The following is a 14,246-nucleotide window of genomic DNA, read 5'->3' on the forward strand; positions in this document are numbered from 1 at the left end:
AAATGCTCGAAATCGGACATTTCAATTCTTTTTCGAACATTTGATGTTCGAAATAGGCACAGCGCCTCGATCTGCGAAGGCTAAGTTGAAATACACAAAGTTGCAAGCTGCCAAAAAAATACAACACAATTCAGCTAAAGTAGTACGCTTGACATCGTCCGGACACACATCCGTGCCCACGATGTCACTATTAAAAACACGCTGTGTGAACGCGCGTTCGCATCCAAGGAAAAATGCATGTGGCAGGAAGACCGTCATCAGAGAATTCGTGCGTTGCTCTCTACGCTTCAGCGCGTGTCGACCGAACGGATCATGGCGGACCTGGGCGTGTCGCGCGAAACCGTGCGGCGCGATCTGCTCGATCTGGAAGCGCTCGGCGAACTACGCCGCGTGCATGGCGGCGCGATCAAACCCGCCGACGAGGCGCCGATCGCCGAGCGTGCCCACACGCGCGTCAAATCCAAAACAGCGATCGCCAAGGCGGCCACCGGGTTGATCGCGAGCGGCCAGACACTGTTCATCGATGCGGGCACGACCACTGCGGCGCTCGCTGAAGAGCTGGCGAAACTGGCGAACCTGACAATCGTCACCAATTCCATCGACGTCGCGCTGAAAATGCGCGGCGCCGTAGAACAAACGGAAGCGGCCAACGAAGTCATCTTGTTAGGCGGCTCAATCAGCGATCGCGCCATGGCGACCACCGGCGCCACCACCGTGCTCGACATCCAGCGCTATCGTGCGGATATGGCATTGCTCTCGCCGGTCGGCATCGATCACCGGCATGGCGCGACCAACTACGATCACGCCGAAACCGAAGTGGCGCGCGCCATGGTCGCAAATGCCGACCGCGTGGTGATCCTCGCCGACTACAGCAAGATCGGCCAGCGCAGCCGGATCTCGTACTGCCCGCTCGATCGGATCGATGTGCTCGTCACCAACAAAAAGGCGGCCGAAGCCGCCGACTTTGCAGCGCTGAAAAAGAAACTGGAAGAGATCGTTCTGGCTTAGGGCTTCGCCCTATTCCTTCGCATGCAGCGTATCGAGCACACGCTTACGCAAGCGCGTGTCGTGCAGCGCACCAGCTGCGTCGAGTACCGGATAGGCCGTCGAGCAAAACAGCGAATTGAGCCGCTTCATGTCGCTGATCAGATCCAGATGCAACGCGCTCGTCTCGATGCTGCGCAGACTTTGTCCCGCAAGCCGGTCCAGGTGCTTGTATGAATACGCGCGCTCCAGGTCGCGAAACCGCTCTTTCTCCGCCAGAAGACGCTCGGCGCAACGCAGATCGTTGTTAAGAAACACCGACAGCCCAAGCTGCAGATTGCTGACGAGCCGTGCCTGCAAGTCGTCCAGTTCGCCCAGCCCCTCCTCCGAAAACGACAGCCGGTGCGCGATTTTCTTTTCCTCGATATCGCCAACGATCCGCTCGATGATATCGCCCGCGTGCTCCAGGTTGATTGTCAACGAGATGATGTCGGTCCAGCGGCGGCTGTCGGCTTCGTCGAGTTGCTCGCGGGAGATCAGCGTCAGATAGTTTTTGACCGCGGCGTAGAGTTCGTCCACGTCGTCGTCCATACGGACCGTTTCGCGCGCCTTCTCGAGGCTGTTGTGATGGATCAGATCCGCGACGTTGTCGAGCATGGTGCGCACGATGTCGCCGATGCGCAGCACCTCACGTGCGGCATGCGCGAGCGCGAGTGTGGGCGTGGGAAGCGCGGCGGCATCCAGATGCAGCGGCCGCAACTCGCCGTTCGGCAGCGGCCGGTCCGGCAAGACCCGCGTGCAGATGCGCGCCACCGGATCGATCAGCGACAGGCACGCGCAGCAACGCAGCGTGTTGTAGATCACATGAAAGCCGACCACCGCCTCGCGTGGATTCGCAATCAGCACCGGCAACCCGCGTGCAAGCAGGGGTGCGAACGGCAGGATCAGCAGCGCGCCGGTCAGCTTGAACGCCAGACTGCCCAACGCCAGACGCTGCGCCGCCGTGTTCTGCGCGAGCGTACCCATCAGCGCCAGCAAGCCGCTGCCGAGATTCGCGCCGATCACGAGACACAGCGCCACCTTCAACGAGATCACGCCGGACGAGGCGAGCGTCGCGGTCAGCAAAACCGCCGCGAGACTCGAATAGGAGAGTATTGCAAACGCCGCGCCGACCAGCGCGTCGAGCATGGTGTCGCCGGTCAGGGCGCCGAACATCACGCGCACGCCGGCAGCTTGCATCATCGGCTGGGCGGCTTCGACGATCAGGTGCAGCGCCAGCAGGATCAAACCGAGGCCGATCAGTGTACGGCCAACCTGGCCGAGGCGGGTCTGCTTGCGCGACAGGAAGAGCGGCACGCCGAACAGAATCAGGATCGGCGACAGCCATGACAGATCGAGTGTCAGTACTCGCGCCATCAACGCGGTGCCGACGTCGGCGCCCAGCATGATCGCGAGGCCGCTGGTGAGCGGCAATAGTCCTTGGGCCGCGAACGAGGTGACGATCACCGCGGTGGCATTGCTGCTCTGCACGAGACTCGTGACGCCGACGCCCGCGAGGAAGGCCCGCCAGCGGCTGCTGGTGCTGCGCCCGAGCACGCTGCGCAGATCCACGCCGAGGACCCGCAGGATGCCGGTACGTACGATGTGCGACCCCCACACGAGGAGCGCGACACCGGCCAGAAGGTTAAGGAGAATCAACATAAAGCACTGCGTATCCGTTCCTGCTGCCATGACCGAACCGCATGCCGCGCGAACCGGCACGGGGGCGTATATGACAGTAGTGTTGCACATTTTTGCCATATTGTAATTTTGTGCTTTTAAATATACGCTCGTGCAAAGCTGTGGATTGTTGTGTGCCGGCTCATAGCCCGCCACGCCATTCGCTCGACCACTTAGTTCGCCACCTGATCACGAGGACGCTGGATGAGCCGCAACCTTGCGCTGTTCGACCTGGACCACACGCTGCTGCCGCTCGACAGCGATCAGGCGTGGGCCCACTTCATCGCCGGATTGGGTATAGAAGGCGCTGCGCGGCACGCGGAAGAAATCGACGATTACTACCGGCGGTATGTCGCCGGCACGCTCGACATGGCCGCCTATCTGAACTACACATTGGCGCCCCTCGCCCGCCATTCGCGCGCGCAACTCGACGCGTGGCACGCGCAGTTCATGCAGGATGTGATTACGCCGGCCATCCTGCCGGCGGCGCGCGAACTCGTGCAACGTCATCTCGAAGCGGGTGACTTGTGCTGCATCGTCACCGCCACCAATGTGTTCATTACGAAGCCGATCGGCAAGGCGCTCGGCTTCGAACATCTGCTGGGGATCGATCTGGGCACGGAAGGCGGCGATCCTCTGGCGCGCTTTACCGGAAGCGCAGTCGGCGTGCCTACCTTCCGGGAAGGCAAGATCACGCGCACCGAGAGCTGGCTGGCCTCCCTCGGCCATCGCCTGCAAGATTTTCCGCGGAGCTACTTCTATAGCGATTCGATCAACGACGTGCCCTTGCTGGAGCACGTCACGCATCCGGTCGCGACCAATCCCGACCCGCGTCTGCGTGTCATCGCGGCGGATCGCGGCTGGCCAGTGATCGAGTTGTTTGCTTGAGGGTCAACGGCGGTTTGCGCGCGCGTGGCGGCAGTCCGCTTGCCGCTTGTACCACCTGGGCCGTAACAGCTACACGCGGCCTTTCCACGGCACCAGCCGCCGTTCCAGCGTACGCATGCCGAGATCGAACAGCCACGCAATCAGCCCGATCAGCACAATGCCCATCACCACCACGTCGGTACGCAGAAAGCTCGACGCGTTGAGCACCATCTGACCGAGGCCGGCCGTGGCCGCGACCATTTCGGCGGCAACCAGGGTCGTCCAGCCGAAGCCGATCGCGATACGCAGGCCGGTCAGAATCTCCGGCAACGCGGCCGGCAAGACCACATATCGCACGATCTGCGCAAATCGGCCGCCCAGCGAATACGCTGCATGAATCTGCTCGATGGTCGCGCTGCGCACACCGGCGCGCGCTGCCATCGCAATCGGCGCGAAACAGGCGAGGTAGATCACGACGAGCTTCGCCGTCTCGTCGATGCCGAACCAGATCACCACCAGCGGCAGATACGCAAGCGGCGGTAACGGCCGGTAGAACTCCAGCGGGGGATCGAGCAAGCCGCGTGCGACCCGGCTCACGCCCATCAATATCCCGACCGGCACCGCCGTTACCGCGGCCAGCGCGAACGCGCCGAACACGCGCAGCGCGCTCCATGCGAGATGCTCGGAGAGCGGCAAGCCGCCTTGAATACGTCCGTGCCATGCGTCCAGAAACGCGGCCCAAACGGCCTCGGGTGTTGGCAGGAACAACGGCGGCAGCCAATGCAGATGAGTCGCCAGCCACCACAGCGCCGCAAGCGTTGTTACCGAGACCGCGCTGAGTGCCGCGGTCGGTCCTTCGCCCGGCAAGCGCCAGCCGCGTACCGGCCGCGCTATACGTCGACGCGGCTCGCTTGCCTGGGTCAGAGGCACATTGCCCAAGGATTCACGCGAAGCCGTCACGACACCCCCTCTTCCTGATTCCGTTCACTCCGTTCGTGCAAGCGGCACACCAACCGCTCGCGCCATTCGATGAAATCCGGCGACGACTTCACCGCGCGTGCGTCGCGTGTCCCGAGAAAACGTCGCGCGAACGGCAGGTCGTAGCTCTCGGCGATACGGCCCGGCCCCGGCGTCATCACGACGAGACGGGTCGCCAGAAACAGGGCTTCCTCGACGCTGTGCGTAATGAAGAACACCGTCTTGCGCGTGCGGCCCCAAACGTCGAGCACGAGTTCCTGCATCGACTCGCGCGTCATCGCATCGAGCGCCCCCATCGGTTCGTCCATCAGCAAGACTTGCGGATCGCTTGCCAGCGCACGTGCAATGCCCACGCGCTGCTGCATGCCGCCCGACAGCGCATAAACCCGCGAACGGGCCTGCTTCTCGAGCCCGACCCACGCCAGCATCTCCAGCGCGATGCGCTCGCGCTGTGCCTTCGGCACGTGCTTAAAGCGCAAGCCGAGCGCGACATTCTGGAGCACGTTGAGCCAGGGCATCAGCGCGTATTTCTGGAACACGACACCACGATCCGCGCCAGGCCCGAGCACGGGTTCACCGTTCAGACGCACCTCACCTCGGGTGGGCTGAATGAAGCCGGCGATGCAGTTCAGCAAGGTTGTCTTGCCGCAGCCCGACGCGCCTAGCGCGACGACAAACTCACCCGGCTCGATGTGCAGATCGACATCAGCGAGCGCGACGTGCGGCGTCGCATCACGTGCGCCGTCGTAGGCGACGTGCAGTTGCCGGATATCAAGTCCGCTCATCGCCAGGCCTCATGATGCTGATGGAGAACCATGTTCAAAGCTCAATGCGCGACGCGCTGCACGAACTGGGGATCGACGCCGGTCGAGTAATCGGCCAGTACGTTCTGAATCGTGCCTTGCGTCTTCAGAAACGCTGCGGTTGCGGCCAGCGATTTCGCCGCACCCGATTGCGCGCCGCCACCAAGCCATGCATTCGACGCCTGCTGTGCCGGCGTCGGGAACGCGTACAACGCGAGGCTCGCCGGCACGTCCTGTGCGGTGGCGCCGGACTCCTTCGCAACGGCCTCGACCTGCGGCGAGGTCGCGCTCCATGCCGACGTGTGATCGCGATAGCTCGCATCGGTCTCGGCCAGCACCTTCACGAAACGCGCGACGAACTCGGCGTTCTGGCTAGCGAACTTGCGATCGACAACGAAGCCGTCGAAAGTCGCCTTACCGGTTTGCTGAGCAACCTGTCCCGATGTGATCAGCACCTTGCCGTTTTTCTTCACCTTCGCCAGAACAGGGTCCCAGATGTAAGTCGCGTCAATGTCGCCGCGCTCCCATGCCGCCGCAACTTCGGGCGGCCGCAGATTGACGATCTTTACCTGCGACGGATTCACACCGGCGTTCTGCAGCGCGACCAGCGTATGAAAGTGCGTGGTCGACACGAACGGCACGCCGATCTTCTTGCCCTTCAGGCCTGCGACGCTGTTGACGTTGGAACCGTCGCGCGCTACCAGCGCTTCGGCGTCGTTGATGTTGTCGAGGATCCAGAACAACGATATATCGACGCCTTGCGACAGTCCTGCGGCGATCGGACTCGACCCCGCTTCGCCGAGTTGCACCGAACCCGAGGCCAGCGCGCGAATCACGTCGGCGCCGCTGCCGAGTTTGCGATAGGTGACCTGATAGCCAGTGGCTTTCTCGACCTCGCCGGTGGCCTGCGCGTAGCGCCACGGCACGACCATGTCCTGATACGCGATCACGACTTCTTTGGTGCCGGCCTGCGCGACAGAGGCAAACGGCGCGGACAGTGCGAGCATCGTGGCGAAAGCGGTGAGCGGACGGAGGAAGCGATTCATCGGGAAACCCCTTTAGCGTGTGTCGTGTGGGAGGCTTTCGACTATAGGGAGTTTGTCAGCGGGTGGCTCCAATTAATCCGCAATTGCTAATTACGCTGTTCGAGCATTGCTTTGCACGTTGAGTTGGATAGCTGCGACAGTTGCGATGCTGCGGGTCGGTTCAAGCGCATGATGGCGGACCGGGATGCCTCGGCGCAAGCTGGCCATTCGGCAGATTGACCGCGCGTTGGGCGCAGCGGGATGATCCTCGCATTGCCCACACTTCGCATTCCTATGATCGTCCTCCTTAGCCGTTTGAGCTGGTTGTTCTTTAACGTCGGTGTACCAGTGTTCGCGCCGATTGCCCTGCTGCCCTTGTTGAGCTTCTCGCGTTTCTTTCGGCACGCGTCGAAAGGCATCGCGACGAGAGCCATTCAGGACGGACAGCTACTGTGGGTTGTCATTTCGATGTGCGCCAGCGCGTGCTATGAGATCGGCTGCGCGTTGGGCGAAGCGTCCACGAATAGCACGCTCGCTTTCATGCTTGCGGGACTGCTCTGGCACGTGCTCTTTATCGTCGTGGCGTCCATACTCGTGTCGTTCGCCGCGGCCGATTCGGTATCCCGACCGGCATATGGCGGCAGCGAGAAAACGCGTGACCGACGGCTGATGTGGCTTTCACTGTTGATGACGACAATCGTCGCCGCCTCTTTCTCCATATCTCATTATTCGTTAACCTAACTAAACTGGACTCGTTGGGCTATACTTTGTCACCACGCCTCACAGGGAGAACTCGCATGCCCAATCTGATCGACTACATCATCGAGAACCGTGCGTTTCGCGATCGCTTTATCGACCTCATGTACCCCTTCACGATCATCGGCGGAACGCTGGCCTCGATCTCAATGCTGCTCGCGCGATACTACCGGTAGCTCACGCGAGCAGACCGCCAAGGCCTGACTCTAGCGTCAAAAGCCAGCCTGCCAAAAACCACAAAGCCCGCAACACGTGCGGGCTTTGCTTTTTTCAAACAGACAACAAGTCAAACCGTTCAGACCACGCCGGCTCCATGCGCCTGCAAATCGGCATGATAGCTCGAGCGAACCATGGCACCTACCGCTGCGTGCGTGAAGCCCATCTTGTACGCCTCTTCCTCGTACATCTTGAACGTGTCCGGATGCACATACGAGCGCACCGGCAAATGATGCTCCGACGGTTGCAGATACTGGCCGATCGTCAGCATGTCCACATCGTGTTCGCGCAGATCGCGCATCACTTGCAGGATTTCTTCTTCGGTTTCGCCGAGGCCGACCATCAAGCCGGACTTGGTGGCGACGTCCGGATGCAGTGCCTTGAAATCCTTGAGCAGCTTCAGCGAATGCGCGTAATCCGAACCCGGGCGCGCTTCCTTGTACAAACGCGGTACCGTTTCAAGGTTGTGGTTCATCACATCGGGCGGTGCGGCGTTCAGAATGCCGATCGCGCGATCCAGACGACCACGGAAGTCCGGTGTCAGAATTTCGATGCGGGTTTCCGGCGAGAGCTCACGCGTCTGACGGATACATTCCACGAAGTGAGCCGCGCCACCGTCGCGCAAATCGTCGCGATCGACGCTCGTGATCACCACGTATTTCAGCTTCAGCGCGGCGATGGTGCGAGCCAGGTTGCCCGGCTCATCCGCATCGAGCGGATCGGGACGGCCATGGCCGACGTCGCAGAACGGGCAGCGGCGCGTGCACTTGTCGCCCATGATCATGAACGTCGCGGTGCCCTTGCCGAAGCATTCGCCGATGTTCGGGCAGCTCGCTTCTTCGCATACCGTGTGCAGGTTGTGCTCACGCAGAATCTGCTTGATTTCGTAGAAACGCGAATTGCCGGTGGCCGCTTTGACGCGGATCCAATCCGGCTTCTTGAGCTTTTCGATCGGGACGATCTTGATGGGAATACGAGCGGTTTTGGCTTGCGCCTTCTGCTTCGCAGTGGCGTCGTACGCCGGGGCTGCGGCGGTAGCCGACGCGGTATCAGGAGCGGCAGAGCCTGCGAGGTTCGCGGTAACGTCAGTCATTCGTTCGGTCCAGTCAGGCGGTGAGAGCACCGGCCTGCGGTTGGGCGACGGCCGCGGGACTGCCGTCGAGGTTTGCGGTGAGGCGTGCTGCAAAGGTACGGGCCACGTCGTCCCAGCCGGCGGCAACGCCCAGCGTGGCCATATCGACTGTTTCGAGCCCCGCGTAGCCACATGGGTTGATGGCCAGAAACGGCCGCAAGTCCATGTTCACATTCAGGCTCACGCCGTGATAGCTGCAGCCGTTGCGTATTTTCAGACCCAGCGCGGCGATCTTGGCGCCAGCGTGCAAGCCGGCGTCCGGCCCGGGCGCCACGTAGATACCAGGGGCGCCCGCCTTGCGTTCTCCGGCGAGATTATACGCCGCGAGGGTGTCGATCACAGCCTGCTCGATCCGCGTGACCATCTCGCGCACCATCAGCTTGCGTCGGCGCAGGTCGAGCAGGAGGTAGGCCACCACCTGCCCGGGCCCGTGATAGGTGATCTGCCCGCCGCGGTCGACTTTGACCAGCGGAATGCCGCTGTCGGCGGCCAGCAGATGCGCCGGGTCGCCGGCCTGGCCGAGCGTGAAGACGGGTGGGTGTTCGACCAGCCAGATTTCATCGGGTGTGCCGGCAGTGCGCTCGTCGGTGAACGCGCGCATCGCTTCGAAACTGGCTTCGTAAGGTTCGCTGCCTAGCCAGCGCAGCATAAGCGGCGCCGTAACGGGCAATGGAGACGAGGAAACCGGGGTGGCGCACATAATCCCGACAGTTTACCGAAATCTGGGAATCCCCGCCGGAAGTGGCTTCGTCAGGGCGCACCATCGTCTTTGCGGATTCAAGCCGGAGCATAGTGTTTTGCTGCAGCGTCGCTCCGGCCGGGGCGTCTTTTTTTCGCCGCCGCGCTGTTCCGGCCGGAGCGCCCTTCAGCTGCGGCGCCCTCCAACTGCGGCGCCGTTCGGCTGCTGCAGCGCCGGTCCGCCGTGGCGTCCCGGCACCGCCCAGGTTCACACGGTGCGCCAACCGCCGCGCATCCGTGCCGCCAGCCGCTCCCCGACCCGAGCGAACCAGTTCAGCGCGCGCTCGTCGCAGCGCGTCGGCACCGAAAACGCCACCGTCGCCTGCGTGCTGCCTTCGGCGCTCAGCCACAAGCGTTCGCCGCGCCGCAATCGCAGCGTGTGGCCGGGCTGCAGCCAGTAGTCTTCGGTGTCGTCGCTGCGCGTGACCCACACCGCGCCGCCGTGCACGACCAGCTTGGTGCTGCGTGCTACCTTCATGGGAATGGTTTCGCCGCTACGGATTTCAAACGCGGTACTAGAGGAAATTTCTCGCATTATGCCCTCGCCAAAAATCGTTTCATGGCTACAATCCTAGGCGTAGCAAGGGTTTACGCAAAACGATCTATTTTCACCTCTATGTGAGAAATATTGCGATGGACCTTCGGCAATTACCCCCGTTAAACGCTGTCAAGGCGTTCGAAGCCGCCGCCCGCCACGAAAGCTTCTCGCGCGCGGCAGACGAACTGTTCGTCACACACGGCGCCGTGAGTCACCAGATTCGCGCGCTGGAGGCGGAGCTGGGCGTCACGCTGTTCGCCCGCGACGGCAAGCGCGTGCGGCTCACGGACACGGGCCGCCGCTATGCCACCCGCGTGCGCACCGCGCTGACGGCGCTCGCCGACGCCACCCGAGAAGTCCGAGCCGGTGACCGCGAGCGGCGTCTTGTCGTGTCGATGCTGTCGTCGTTTGCAGCACGCTGGGTAACGCCGCGTATCGGCAGTTTTATCGAGGCGCATCCACAGTGGGACCTCGAACTGTTGTCCACCAACGCGCTAACGGACTTCGCACGCGACGACGTCGACGTGGCGATTCGCTTCGGCTACGGCAAATATTCAGGGCTGCACGCGGAGTTGCTGCTGGAGGAGATCTTCTTTCCGGCTTGTGCGCCGAATTTCAATGGCGGCAAGCTGCCGCAAACGCCTGCCGATCTGGCCACAGTCCCGCTGCTGCGTTCAGACGACGAGCTTTGGCGCCCGTGGTTCGACTCCGCCGGGCTCACCGACTGGCAGGAGCCCAAGCGTGGCGTGCTGTATCAGGATTCGTCGAATCTGCTGCAAGCGGCTATCGACGGCCAAGGCGTCGCGCTCACGCGCCGTTCGCTGGCGATGCACGAGATCGCAGCGGGCCGTCTCGTGCGGCTATTCAATGTGGATGGCCCAAGCCCGTGGCAGTATTACTTCATTTGCCCGCCGCAGATGCTCGAAACCGCCCGGGTCAAGGCGTTTCGCGATTGGGTATTCGAAGAGGTGGGGCGGTTCAAACAGCTTTTCGACCGCGCCTGCGAGGCTAGACCCGCAGCAAGGGCCGATCTGTCGGCGGACGCATTGCGCGTCACGCCGTATCGTGAGGCATAACGCCAGCCTTCAAAGCACCACCTTCACCATGGGATGCCCGGTGAGCGCGCGATAGATATCGTCGAGTTGCGCACGGCTCGTGGCACGCACCGTGACCGTCAAACCGGTGTAATTGCCGCCGCTGGACGGCCGCGTTTCGACACGGGTGGCGTCGACTTCGTTATCGAACTGCCGGACCACCGTGACAATCGTCTCGGCGAACTCCGGATGCGATTTACCCATGATCTTGATTGGGAAATCGCACGGAAACTCAAACAGTGATTCGTTCTCGGGACTCATTCTCTACTCCTTGCTGCGCCTCTTGCGCTTCCTTCGCTTTGGCCTGCTGATAGGCCGCATACAGCGCCGCAAACACAGCGCCCGGCTTGCCGTCGCCGACCGGCTGGCCATCGAGTTGCGTGACCGGCAGCACTTCCTTGGTCGCTGAGCTAACCAGAATCTCGTCGGCTGCACGCAGCTCGGCTTCAGCGATCTCGCGCGCCTCGAAGCGGATGCCGCACTCACTCGTCAGCTCTTCGATCAGACCGTAGCGAATGCCTTCGAGAATCTTGTGACTACGCGGCGGCGCGGACAACACGCCCTCCTTCACCATCCACACATTGGACGACGAACCTTCGGTCAGCATGCCGTCGCGAAACTGGATCGTCTCGAAGGCGTCGTTTTCAGCCGCGTATTGCGCCATCAGCACGTTGCCGAGCAGCGACACCGATTTGATATCGCAATTGAGCCAGCGACGGTCTTCGGCGGTAACGCAACGCACGCCTTGCGCGCGCTGTGCTGCGTCCGGCAGGCTCAGCGGCGTAACCATCACGAATACGGTCGGCTGGATGCCGGCCGGGAACGCGTGAGCTCGCTTCGCAACGCCACGGGTGATCTGAACATAGGCAATCGCGTCCTGATCGGCACGCAAGCCCGCGTCCGCTTCGTTCGCCGCGACCACGCGCCCGATCAGCGCGCGCCAGCCGGCAGAGTCGAACGGATTGACGATGCCGACCTTGTCGAGCGAACGCGCGAGGCGCGCCAGATGGTGCCTGAAGCGAAACGGCGTACGGCCGCTTGCGTGCGCATACAGCGGCGCGACTTCGTAAATGCCGTCGCCGAAAATAAAGCCGCGGTCGAGAACCGGCACGCGCGCTTCGGACAACGGCACCAGTTCACCGTTCAGATAGACGATCGGGTCGAGCGAAACATCGGAAACAGCAGTCATCGCAATCGGCTCTTATTTCTTCTTGTTGAACATCAGCATCAGCGAATCCCACACGCGACCCACCACGCCGGCTTGCGGCACGGCCTGCAACGCGACCACCGGGAATTGCGCCAGCACCTTGCCGTCGGCCACGAGCTTCGCGGTGCCGACCTGCTGACCGTTCGCGATCGGTGCGATCAACGGATCGATCTGCTCGATCTGCGGCTTCACCTTGTCGCCCATGCCCTTCGGCACGGTGATGTATTGATCGCTCTTCACGCCGATCTGCACCCTGTCCTGCGCACCCTTGTAGACGCGTGGCGTGCCCACCACCTGATTCGCCTTGTACAGACGCACCGTGTCATACGCGGTGTAGCCGTAGTTGAGCATTTTCAGGCTGTCCTGCACGCGGTCGTGTTCCTTGGTCTCGCCCATCATCACCGAAACGAGACGGCGCGACGCGTCCGTGGTACCCGGCAGCGAACGCTTCGCGCTCGCGATCAGGCAGTAACCGGCGGCCTGCGTATGGCCGGTTTTAAGGCCGTCCACCGTCGGGTCGATCCACAGCAGACGATTGCGGTTCGGCTGCTTGATCTTGTTGTACGTGAATTCCTTGACCGAAAAGATGTTGTAGTAGTCGGGGAAGTCACGAATCAGGCGCGCCGACAACACCGCGAGGTCGCCTGCGGTGGTGTAGTGCTGCGGGTCGGGCATGCCGTTCACATCGGCGAAATGCGTGTGCTTCATGCCAAGGCGCTGCGCTTCGGTGTTCATCATGTTGACGAACTGCGCCTCGCTGCCGCCCACCAGTTCGGCCAGCGCGATCGCCGCGTCGTTACCCGACTGGACGATCATGCCGTAGACCAGATCGTGCACGGTCACCGGCTTGTTCGCTTCGATGAACATGCGCGATTCGTCGGTTTTCACACGGCGCACCGCTTCGCTCGGCATCACCGTCTGGTCCATCGTGATCTTCTTCGTCTGCAGTGCTTCGAAGACGAGGTACGCGGTCATCAGCTTGGTCAGCGAGGCCGGTTCGACGCGTTCGTCGGCATTGCCGGATGCGAGCACCTGATTGCTGGTCGCATCGACGAGCACCCACGAGCGCGCATTCACCGCCGGCGGGGGTACCTGCGCGAACGCCGCGCTGGCAACGAGCGTTGCCGGCAACACGATGCCGAGGGTCACGGCACGGCTAAGCGTAGGGGGAATGAAAGAAGAAACTGACGGGAATGACGTGCGGCCGGTGGTGGAGAAACGCATAGGGTCGATTCGTGCGGAAAAATACATCGCGCGCAGGGCGCATTGTTTGGAGGAGCCGGTCGGCGAGCGTCAGGCCGTAAAAACGGCACGGCGCCCATTGGACTTCCGGCCACGCGATCGGTTCGCGCAGCACGCCTCGCATCCGGCACCGCTGCGCGCGAAAAAAGCTACGCGTCGCGCGAACTGCCGGGTGGGCGATGCTGCGCCCAAAAAAGAGCGCTCATTATACGCGCGCTATCCTGGTAACCTTGCGCAACAGGCGGCGATTAATTTGCATTTGCGCGTACCTGTACCCCCGAAAACACGCGCCGCACGCCGGTCAACGCCACGCGTCGACGATGATCCGCTTCAGGATATGCAGCTTGCGATGCAGAAAATGCTCCGCCCCCGGTATCACGACCACCGGCAATTCCTGTGGCCGCGCCCAGTCGTAAACCGATTGAATAGGAACGGTGTCGTCGGTTTCACCGTGAATCACGAGCGTGTTTTCCGGTACGGGCGCCACGTCCCAACGGCTCGCCGCGGTGCCGACGAACACCATCCGCTCGATCTCCTGACCTTCTTCACGCAGTTTCGCGGCCACGTGGGAGAGCACAAAGGTGCCAAACGAAAAACCCGCCAGCACGAGGGGCAGTTCACGCTGCCCTGCTTCAGACCGCATGTGATCCAGAACGGCGCGCAGGTCGTCGCGCTCGCCGATGCCGGCGTCATGCTCGCCTTGTGTCTCGCCCACACCGCGAAAATTCGTGCGATACGTCACGTAGTTCAATTGCACGAGCGTGCGCGCGAGCGTCTGCGCGACCTTGTTGTCCATCGTGCCGCCGAACAGCGGGTGCGGGTGTGCGACGAGCGCGATGCCGCGCGGCGCGGCACCGTTCTCGCGCACTTCGTCGGGCAGATCCAGCGCGACCTCGATCTTGCCCACCGGGCCGTCGATCAGATATTTCTTCGTGTGTACGTTCATG

16 protein-coding genes are annotated in these 14,246 nt (G+C 62.3%); 5 read left to right on the plus strand and 11 right to left on the minus strand.

Annotated elements, in window-relative coordinates; all coding sequences use genetic code 11:
* The first annotated feature begins 237 nt into the window (after positions 1 to 237).
* Positions 238 to 1,008, plus strand: coding sequence for a DeoR/GlpR family DNA-binding transcription regulator (locus ACAX43_RS12965; RefSeq protein WP_370708788.1), 771 nt, complete (start codon positions 238 to 240; stop codon positions 1,006 to 1,008).
* A 9-nt stretch (positions 1,009 to 1,017) separates the two neighbouring features.
* On the opposite strand, the gene ACAX43_RS12970 is transcribed toward ACAX43_RS12965, so the two are convergent.
* Positions 1,018 to 2,685: a Na/Pi cotransporter family protein gene (locus ACAX43_RS12970; RefSeq protein ID WP_370708789.1), complete on the minus strand. Its 1,668-nt coding sequence runs from the start codon at positions 2,683 to 2,685 to the stop codon at positions 1,018 to 1,020.
* Positions 2,686 to 2,907: 222 nt separating this feature from the next.
* Here ACAX43_RS12970 and ACAX43_RS12975 point away from each other — a divergent pair, with 222 nt between their 5' ends.
* A complete protein-coding gene (locus ACAX43_RS12975; RefSeq protein WP_370708790.1) occupies positions 2,908 to 3,591 on the plus strand; it encodes an HAD family hydrolase in 684 nt (227 codons plus the stop codon).
* Between the two features lie 69 nt (positions 3,592 to 3,660).
* Here the strand turns inward: ACAX43_RS12975 and ACAX43_RS12980 are convergent, their stop codons facing one another.
* Genes ACAX43_RS12980 through tauA form a run of 3 tightly spaced genes read right to left on the minus strand, consistent with a single transcriptional unit; the run spans position 3,661 to position 6,397 of the window.
* Positions 3,661 to 4,530 (minus strand): ABC transporter permease subunit, encoded by an 870-nt coding sequence (locus ACAX43_RS12980; RefSeq protein WP_370708791.1) that lies wholly within the window; start codon positions 4,528 to 4,530, stop codon positions 3,661 to 3,663.
* Positions 4,527 to 5,333, minus strand: coding sequence for a taurine ABC transporter ATP-binding protein (locus tag ACAX43_RS12985; RefSeq protein ID WP_370708792.1), 807 nt, complete (start codon positions 5,331 to 5,333; stop codon positions 4,527 to 4,529). The genes ACAX43_RS12980 and ACAX43_RS12985 overlap by 4 nt, the downstream gene beginning before the upstream one ends.
* 41 nt (positions 5,334 to 5,374) lie before the next feature.
* Entirely contained in the window at positions 5,375 to 6,397 is a 1,023-nt protein-coding gene (gene tauA, locus ACAX43_RS12990) for a taurine ABC transporter substrate-binding protein (RefSeq protein ID WP_370708793.1), read from the minus strand.
* Positions 6,398 to 6,637: 240 nt separating this feature from the next.
* On the opposite strand from tauA, the gene ACAX43_RS12995 reads away from it, so the two are divergent.
* Both ACAX43_RS12995 and ACAX43_RS13000 read left to right on the plus strand, forming a co-directional pair.
* The gene (locus tag ACAX43_RS12995) at positions 6,638 to 7,117 is read left to right on the plus strand and encodes a hypothetical protein (protein WP_370708794.1); all 480 of its coding nucleotides are present in this window, start codon (positions 6,638 to 6,640) and stop codon (positions 7,115 to 7,117) included.
* A gap of 56 nt (positions 7,118 to 7,173) precedes the next feature.
* The gene (locus tag ACAX43_RS13000) at positions 7,174 to 7,308 is read left to right on the plus strand and encodes a hypothetical protein (protein ID WP_370708795.1); all 135 of its coding nucleotides are present in this window, start codon (positions 7,174 to 7,176) and stop codon (positions 7,306 to 7,308) included.
* 119 nt (positions 7,309 to 7,427) lie between these two features.
* Here ACAX43_RS13000 and lipA read toward each other — a convergent pair whose 3' ends face one another.
* The 3 genes from lipA to ACAX43_RS13015 form a co-directional block, all read right to left on the minus strand.
* Positions 7,428 to 8,441, minus strand: a complete 1,014-nt coding sequence (lipA, locus tag ACAX43_RS13005) for a lipoyl synthase (protein WP_370708796.1) — start codon at positions 8,439 to 8,441, stop codon at positions 7,428 to 7,430.
* Positions 8,442 to 8,454: 13 nt separating this feature from the next.
* Positions 8,455 to 9,180: a lipoyl(octanoyl) transferase LipB gene (gene lipB, locus ACAX43_RS13010; RefSeq protein ID WP_370708797.1), complete on the minus strand. Its 726-nt coding sequence runs from the start codon at positions 9,178 to 9,180 to the stop codon at positions 8,455 to 8,457.
* 246 nt (positions 9,181 to 9,426) lie between these two features.
* Positions 9,427 to 9,753, minus strand: a complete 327-nt coding sequence (locus ACAX43_RS13015; RefSeq protein ID WP_370708798.1) for a DUF2917 domain-containing protein — start codon at positions 9,751 to 9,753, stop codon at positions 9,427 to 9,429.
* Positions 9,754 to 9,851: 98 nt separating this feature from the next.
* Here ACAX43_RS13015 and ACAX43_RS13020 point away from each other — a divergent pair, with 98 nt between their 5' ends.
* Positions 9,852 to 10,832, plus strand: coding sequence for a transcriptional regulator GcvA (locus ACAX43_RS13020; protein ID WP_370708799.1), 981 nt, complete (start codon positions 9,852 to 9,854; stop codon positions 10,830 to 10,832).
* 9 nt (positions 10,833 to 10,841) lie between these two features.
* On the opposite strand, the gene ACAX43_RS13025 is transcribed toward ACAX43_RS13020, so the two are convergent.
* From ACAX43_RS13025 to ACAX43_RS13040, 4 genes are all read right to left on the minus strand, one after another.
* The gene (locus ACAX43_RS13025) at positions 10,842 to 11,111 is read right to left on the minus strand and encodes a DUF493 family protein (protein WP_370708800.1); all 270 of its coding nucleotides are present in this window, start codon (positions 11,109 to 11,111) and stop codon (positions 10,842 to 10,844) included.
* Positions 11,083 to 12,039: a D-amino acid aminotransferase gene (locus tag ACAX43_RS13030; RefSeq protein ID WP_370708801.1), complete on the minus strand. Its 957-nt coding sequence runs from the start codon at positions 12,037 to 12,039 to the stop codon at positions 11,083 to 11,085. Before ACAX43_RS13030 ends, ACAX43_RS13025 begins: the two co-directional genes overlap by 29 nt.
* 12 nt (positions 12,040 to 12,051) lie before the next feature.
* Positions 12,052 to 13,281 (minus strand): D-alanyl-D-alanine carboxypeptidase family protein, encoded by a 1,230-nt coding sequence (locus ACAX43_RS13035; RefSeq protein ID WP_370708802.1) that lies wholly within the window; start codon positions 13,279 to 13,281, stop codon positions 12,052 to 12,054.
* A 319-nt stretch (positions 13,282 to 13,600) separates the two neighbouring features.
* Positions 13,601 to 14,245 carry an alpha/beta hydrolase gene (locus tag ACAX43_RS13040; protein ID WP_370708803.1) on the minus strand — a complete coding sequence of 215 codons (645 nt, stop codon included), beginning with the start codon at positions 14,243 to 14,245 and terminating at the stop codon, positions 13,601 to 13,603.
* Position 14,246: the final 1 nt, after the last annotated feature.

Source organism: Paraburkholderia sp. IW21 (genome assembly GCF_041321145.1).
GTDB lineage: Bacteria > Pseudomonadota > Gammaproteobacteria > Burkholderiales > Burkholderiaceae > Paraburkholderia.

Excerpts from the sequence above, each read along its gene's own strand:
- ACAX43_RS12965 (WP_370708788.1), top strand. The coding sequence starts at position 238 with ATGTGGCAGGAAGACCGTCATCAGAGAATTCGTGCGTTGCTCTCTACG.
- ACAX43_RS12970 (WP_370708789.1), bottom strand. The coding sequence starts at position 2,685 with ATGTTGATTCTCCTTAACCTTCTGGCCGGTGTCGCGCTCCTCGTGTGG.
- ACAX43_RS12975 (WP_370708790.1), top strand. The coding sequence starts at position 2,908 with ATGAGCCGCAACCTTGCGCTGTTCGACCTGGACCACACGCTGCTGCCG.
- ACAX43_RS12985 (WP_370708792.1), bottom strand. The coding sequence starts at position 5,333 with ATGAGCGGACTTGATATCCGGCAACTGCACGTCGCCTACGACGGCGCA.
- tauA (WP_370708793.1), bottom strand. The coding sequence starts at position 6,397 with ATGAATCGCTTCCTCCGTCCGCTCACCGCTTTCGCCACGATGCTCGCA.
- ACAX43_RS12995 (WP_370708794.1), top strand. The coding sequence starts at position 6,638 with ATGATCCTCGCATTGCCCACACTTCGCATTCCTATGATCGTCCTCCTT.
- ACAX43_RS13000 (WP_370708795.1), top strand. The coding sequence starts at position 7,174 with ATGCCCAATCTGATCGACTACATCATCGAGAACCGTGCGTTTCGCGAT.
- lipA (WP_370708796.1), bottom strand. The coding sequence starts at position 8,441 with ATGACTGACGTTACCGCGAACCTCGCAGGCTCTGCCGCTCCTGATACC.
- lipB (WP_370708797.1), bottom strand. The coding sequence starts at position 9,180 with ATGTGCGCCACCCCGGTTTCCTCGTCTCCATTGCCCGTTACGGCGCCG.
- ACAX43_RS13015 (WP_370708798.1), bottom strand. The coding sequence starts at position 9,753 with ATGCGAGAAATTTCCTCTAGTACCGCGTTTGAAATCCGTAGCGGCGAA.
- ACAX43_RS13020 (WP_370708799.1), top strand. The coding sequence starts at position 9,852 with ATGGACCTTCGGCAATTACCCCCGTTAAACGCTGTCAAGGCGTTCGAA.
- ACAX43_RS13025 (WP_370708800.1), bottom strand. The coding sequence starts at position 11,111 with ATGAGTCCCGAGAACGAATCACTGTTTGAGTTTCCGTGCGATTTCCCA.
- ACAX43_RS13030 (WP_370708801.1), bottom strand. The coding sequence starts at position 12,039 with ATGACTGCTGTTTCCGATGTTTCGCTCGACCCGATCGTCTATCTGAAC.
- ACAX43_RS13035 (WP_370708802.1), bottom strand. The coding sequence starts at position 13,281 with ATGCGTTTCTCCACCACCGGCCGCACGTCATTCCCGTCAGTTTCTTCT.
- ACAX43_RS13040 (WP_370708803.1), bottom strand. The coding sequence starts at position 14,245 with ATGAACGTACACACGAAGAAATATCTGATCGACGGCCCGGTGGGCAAG.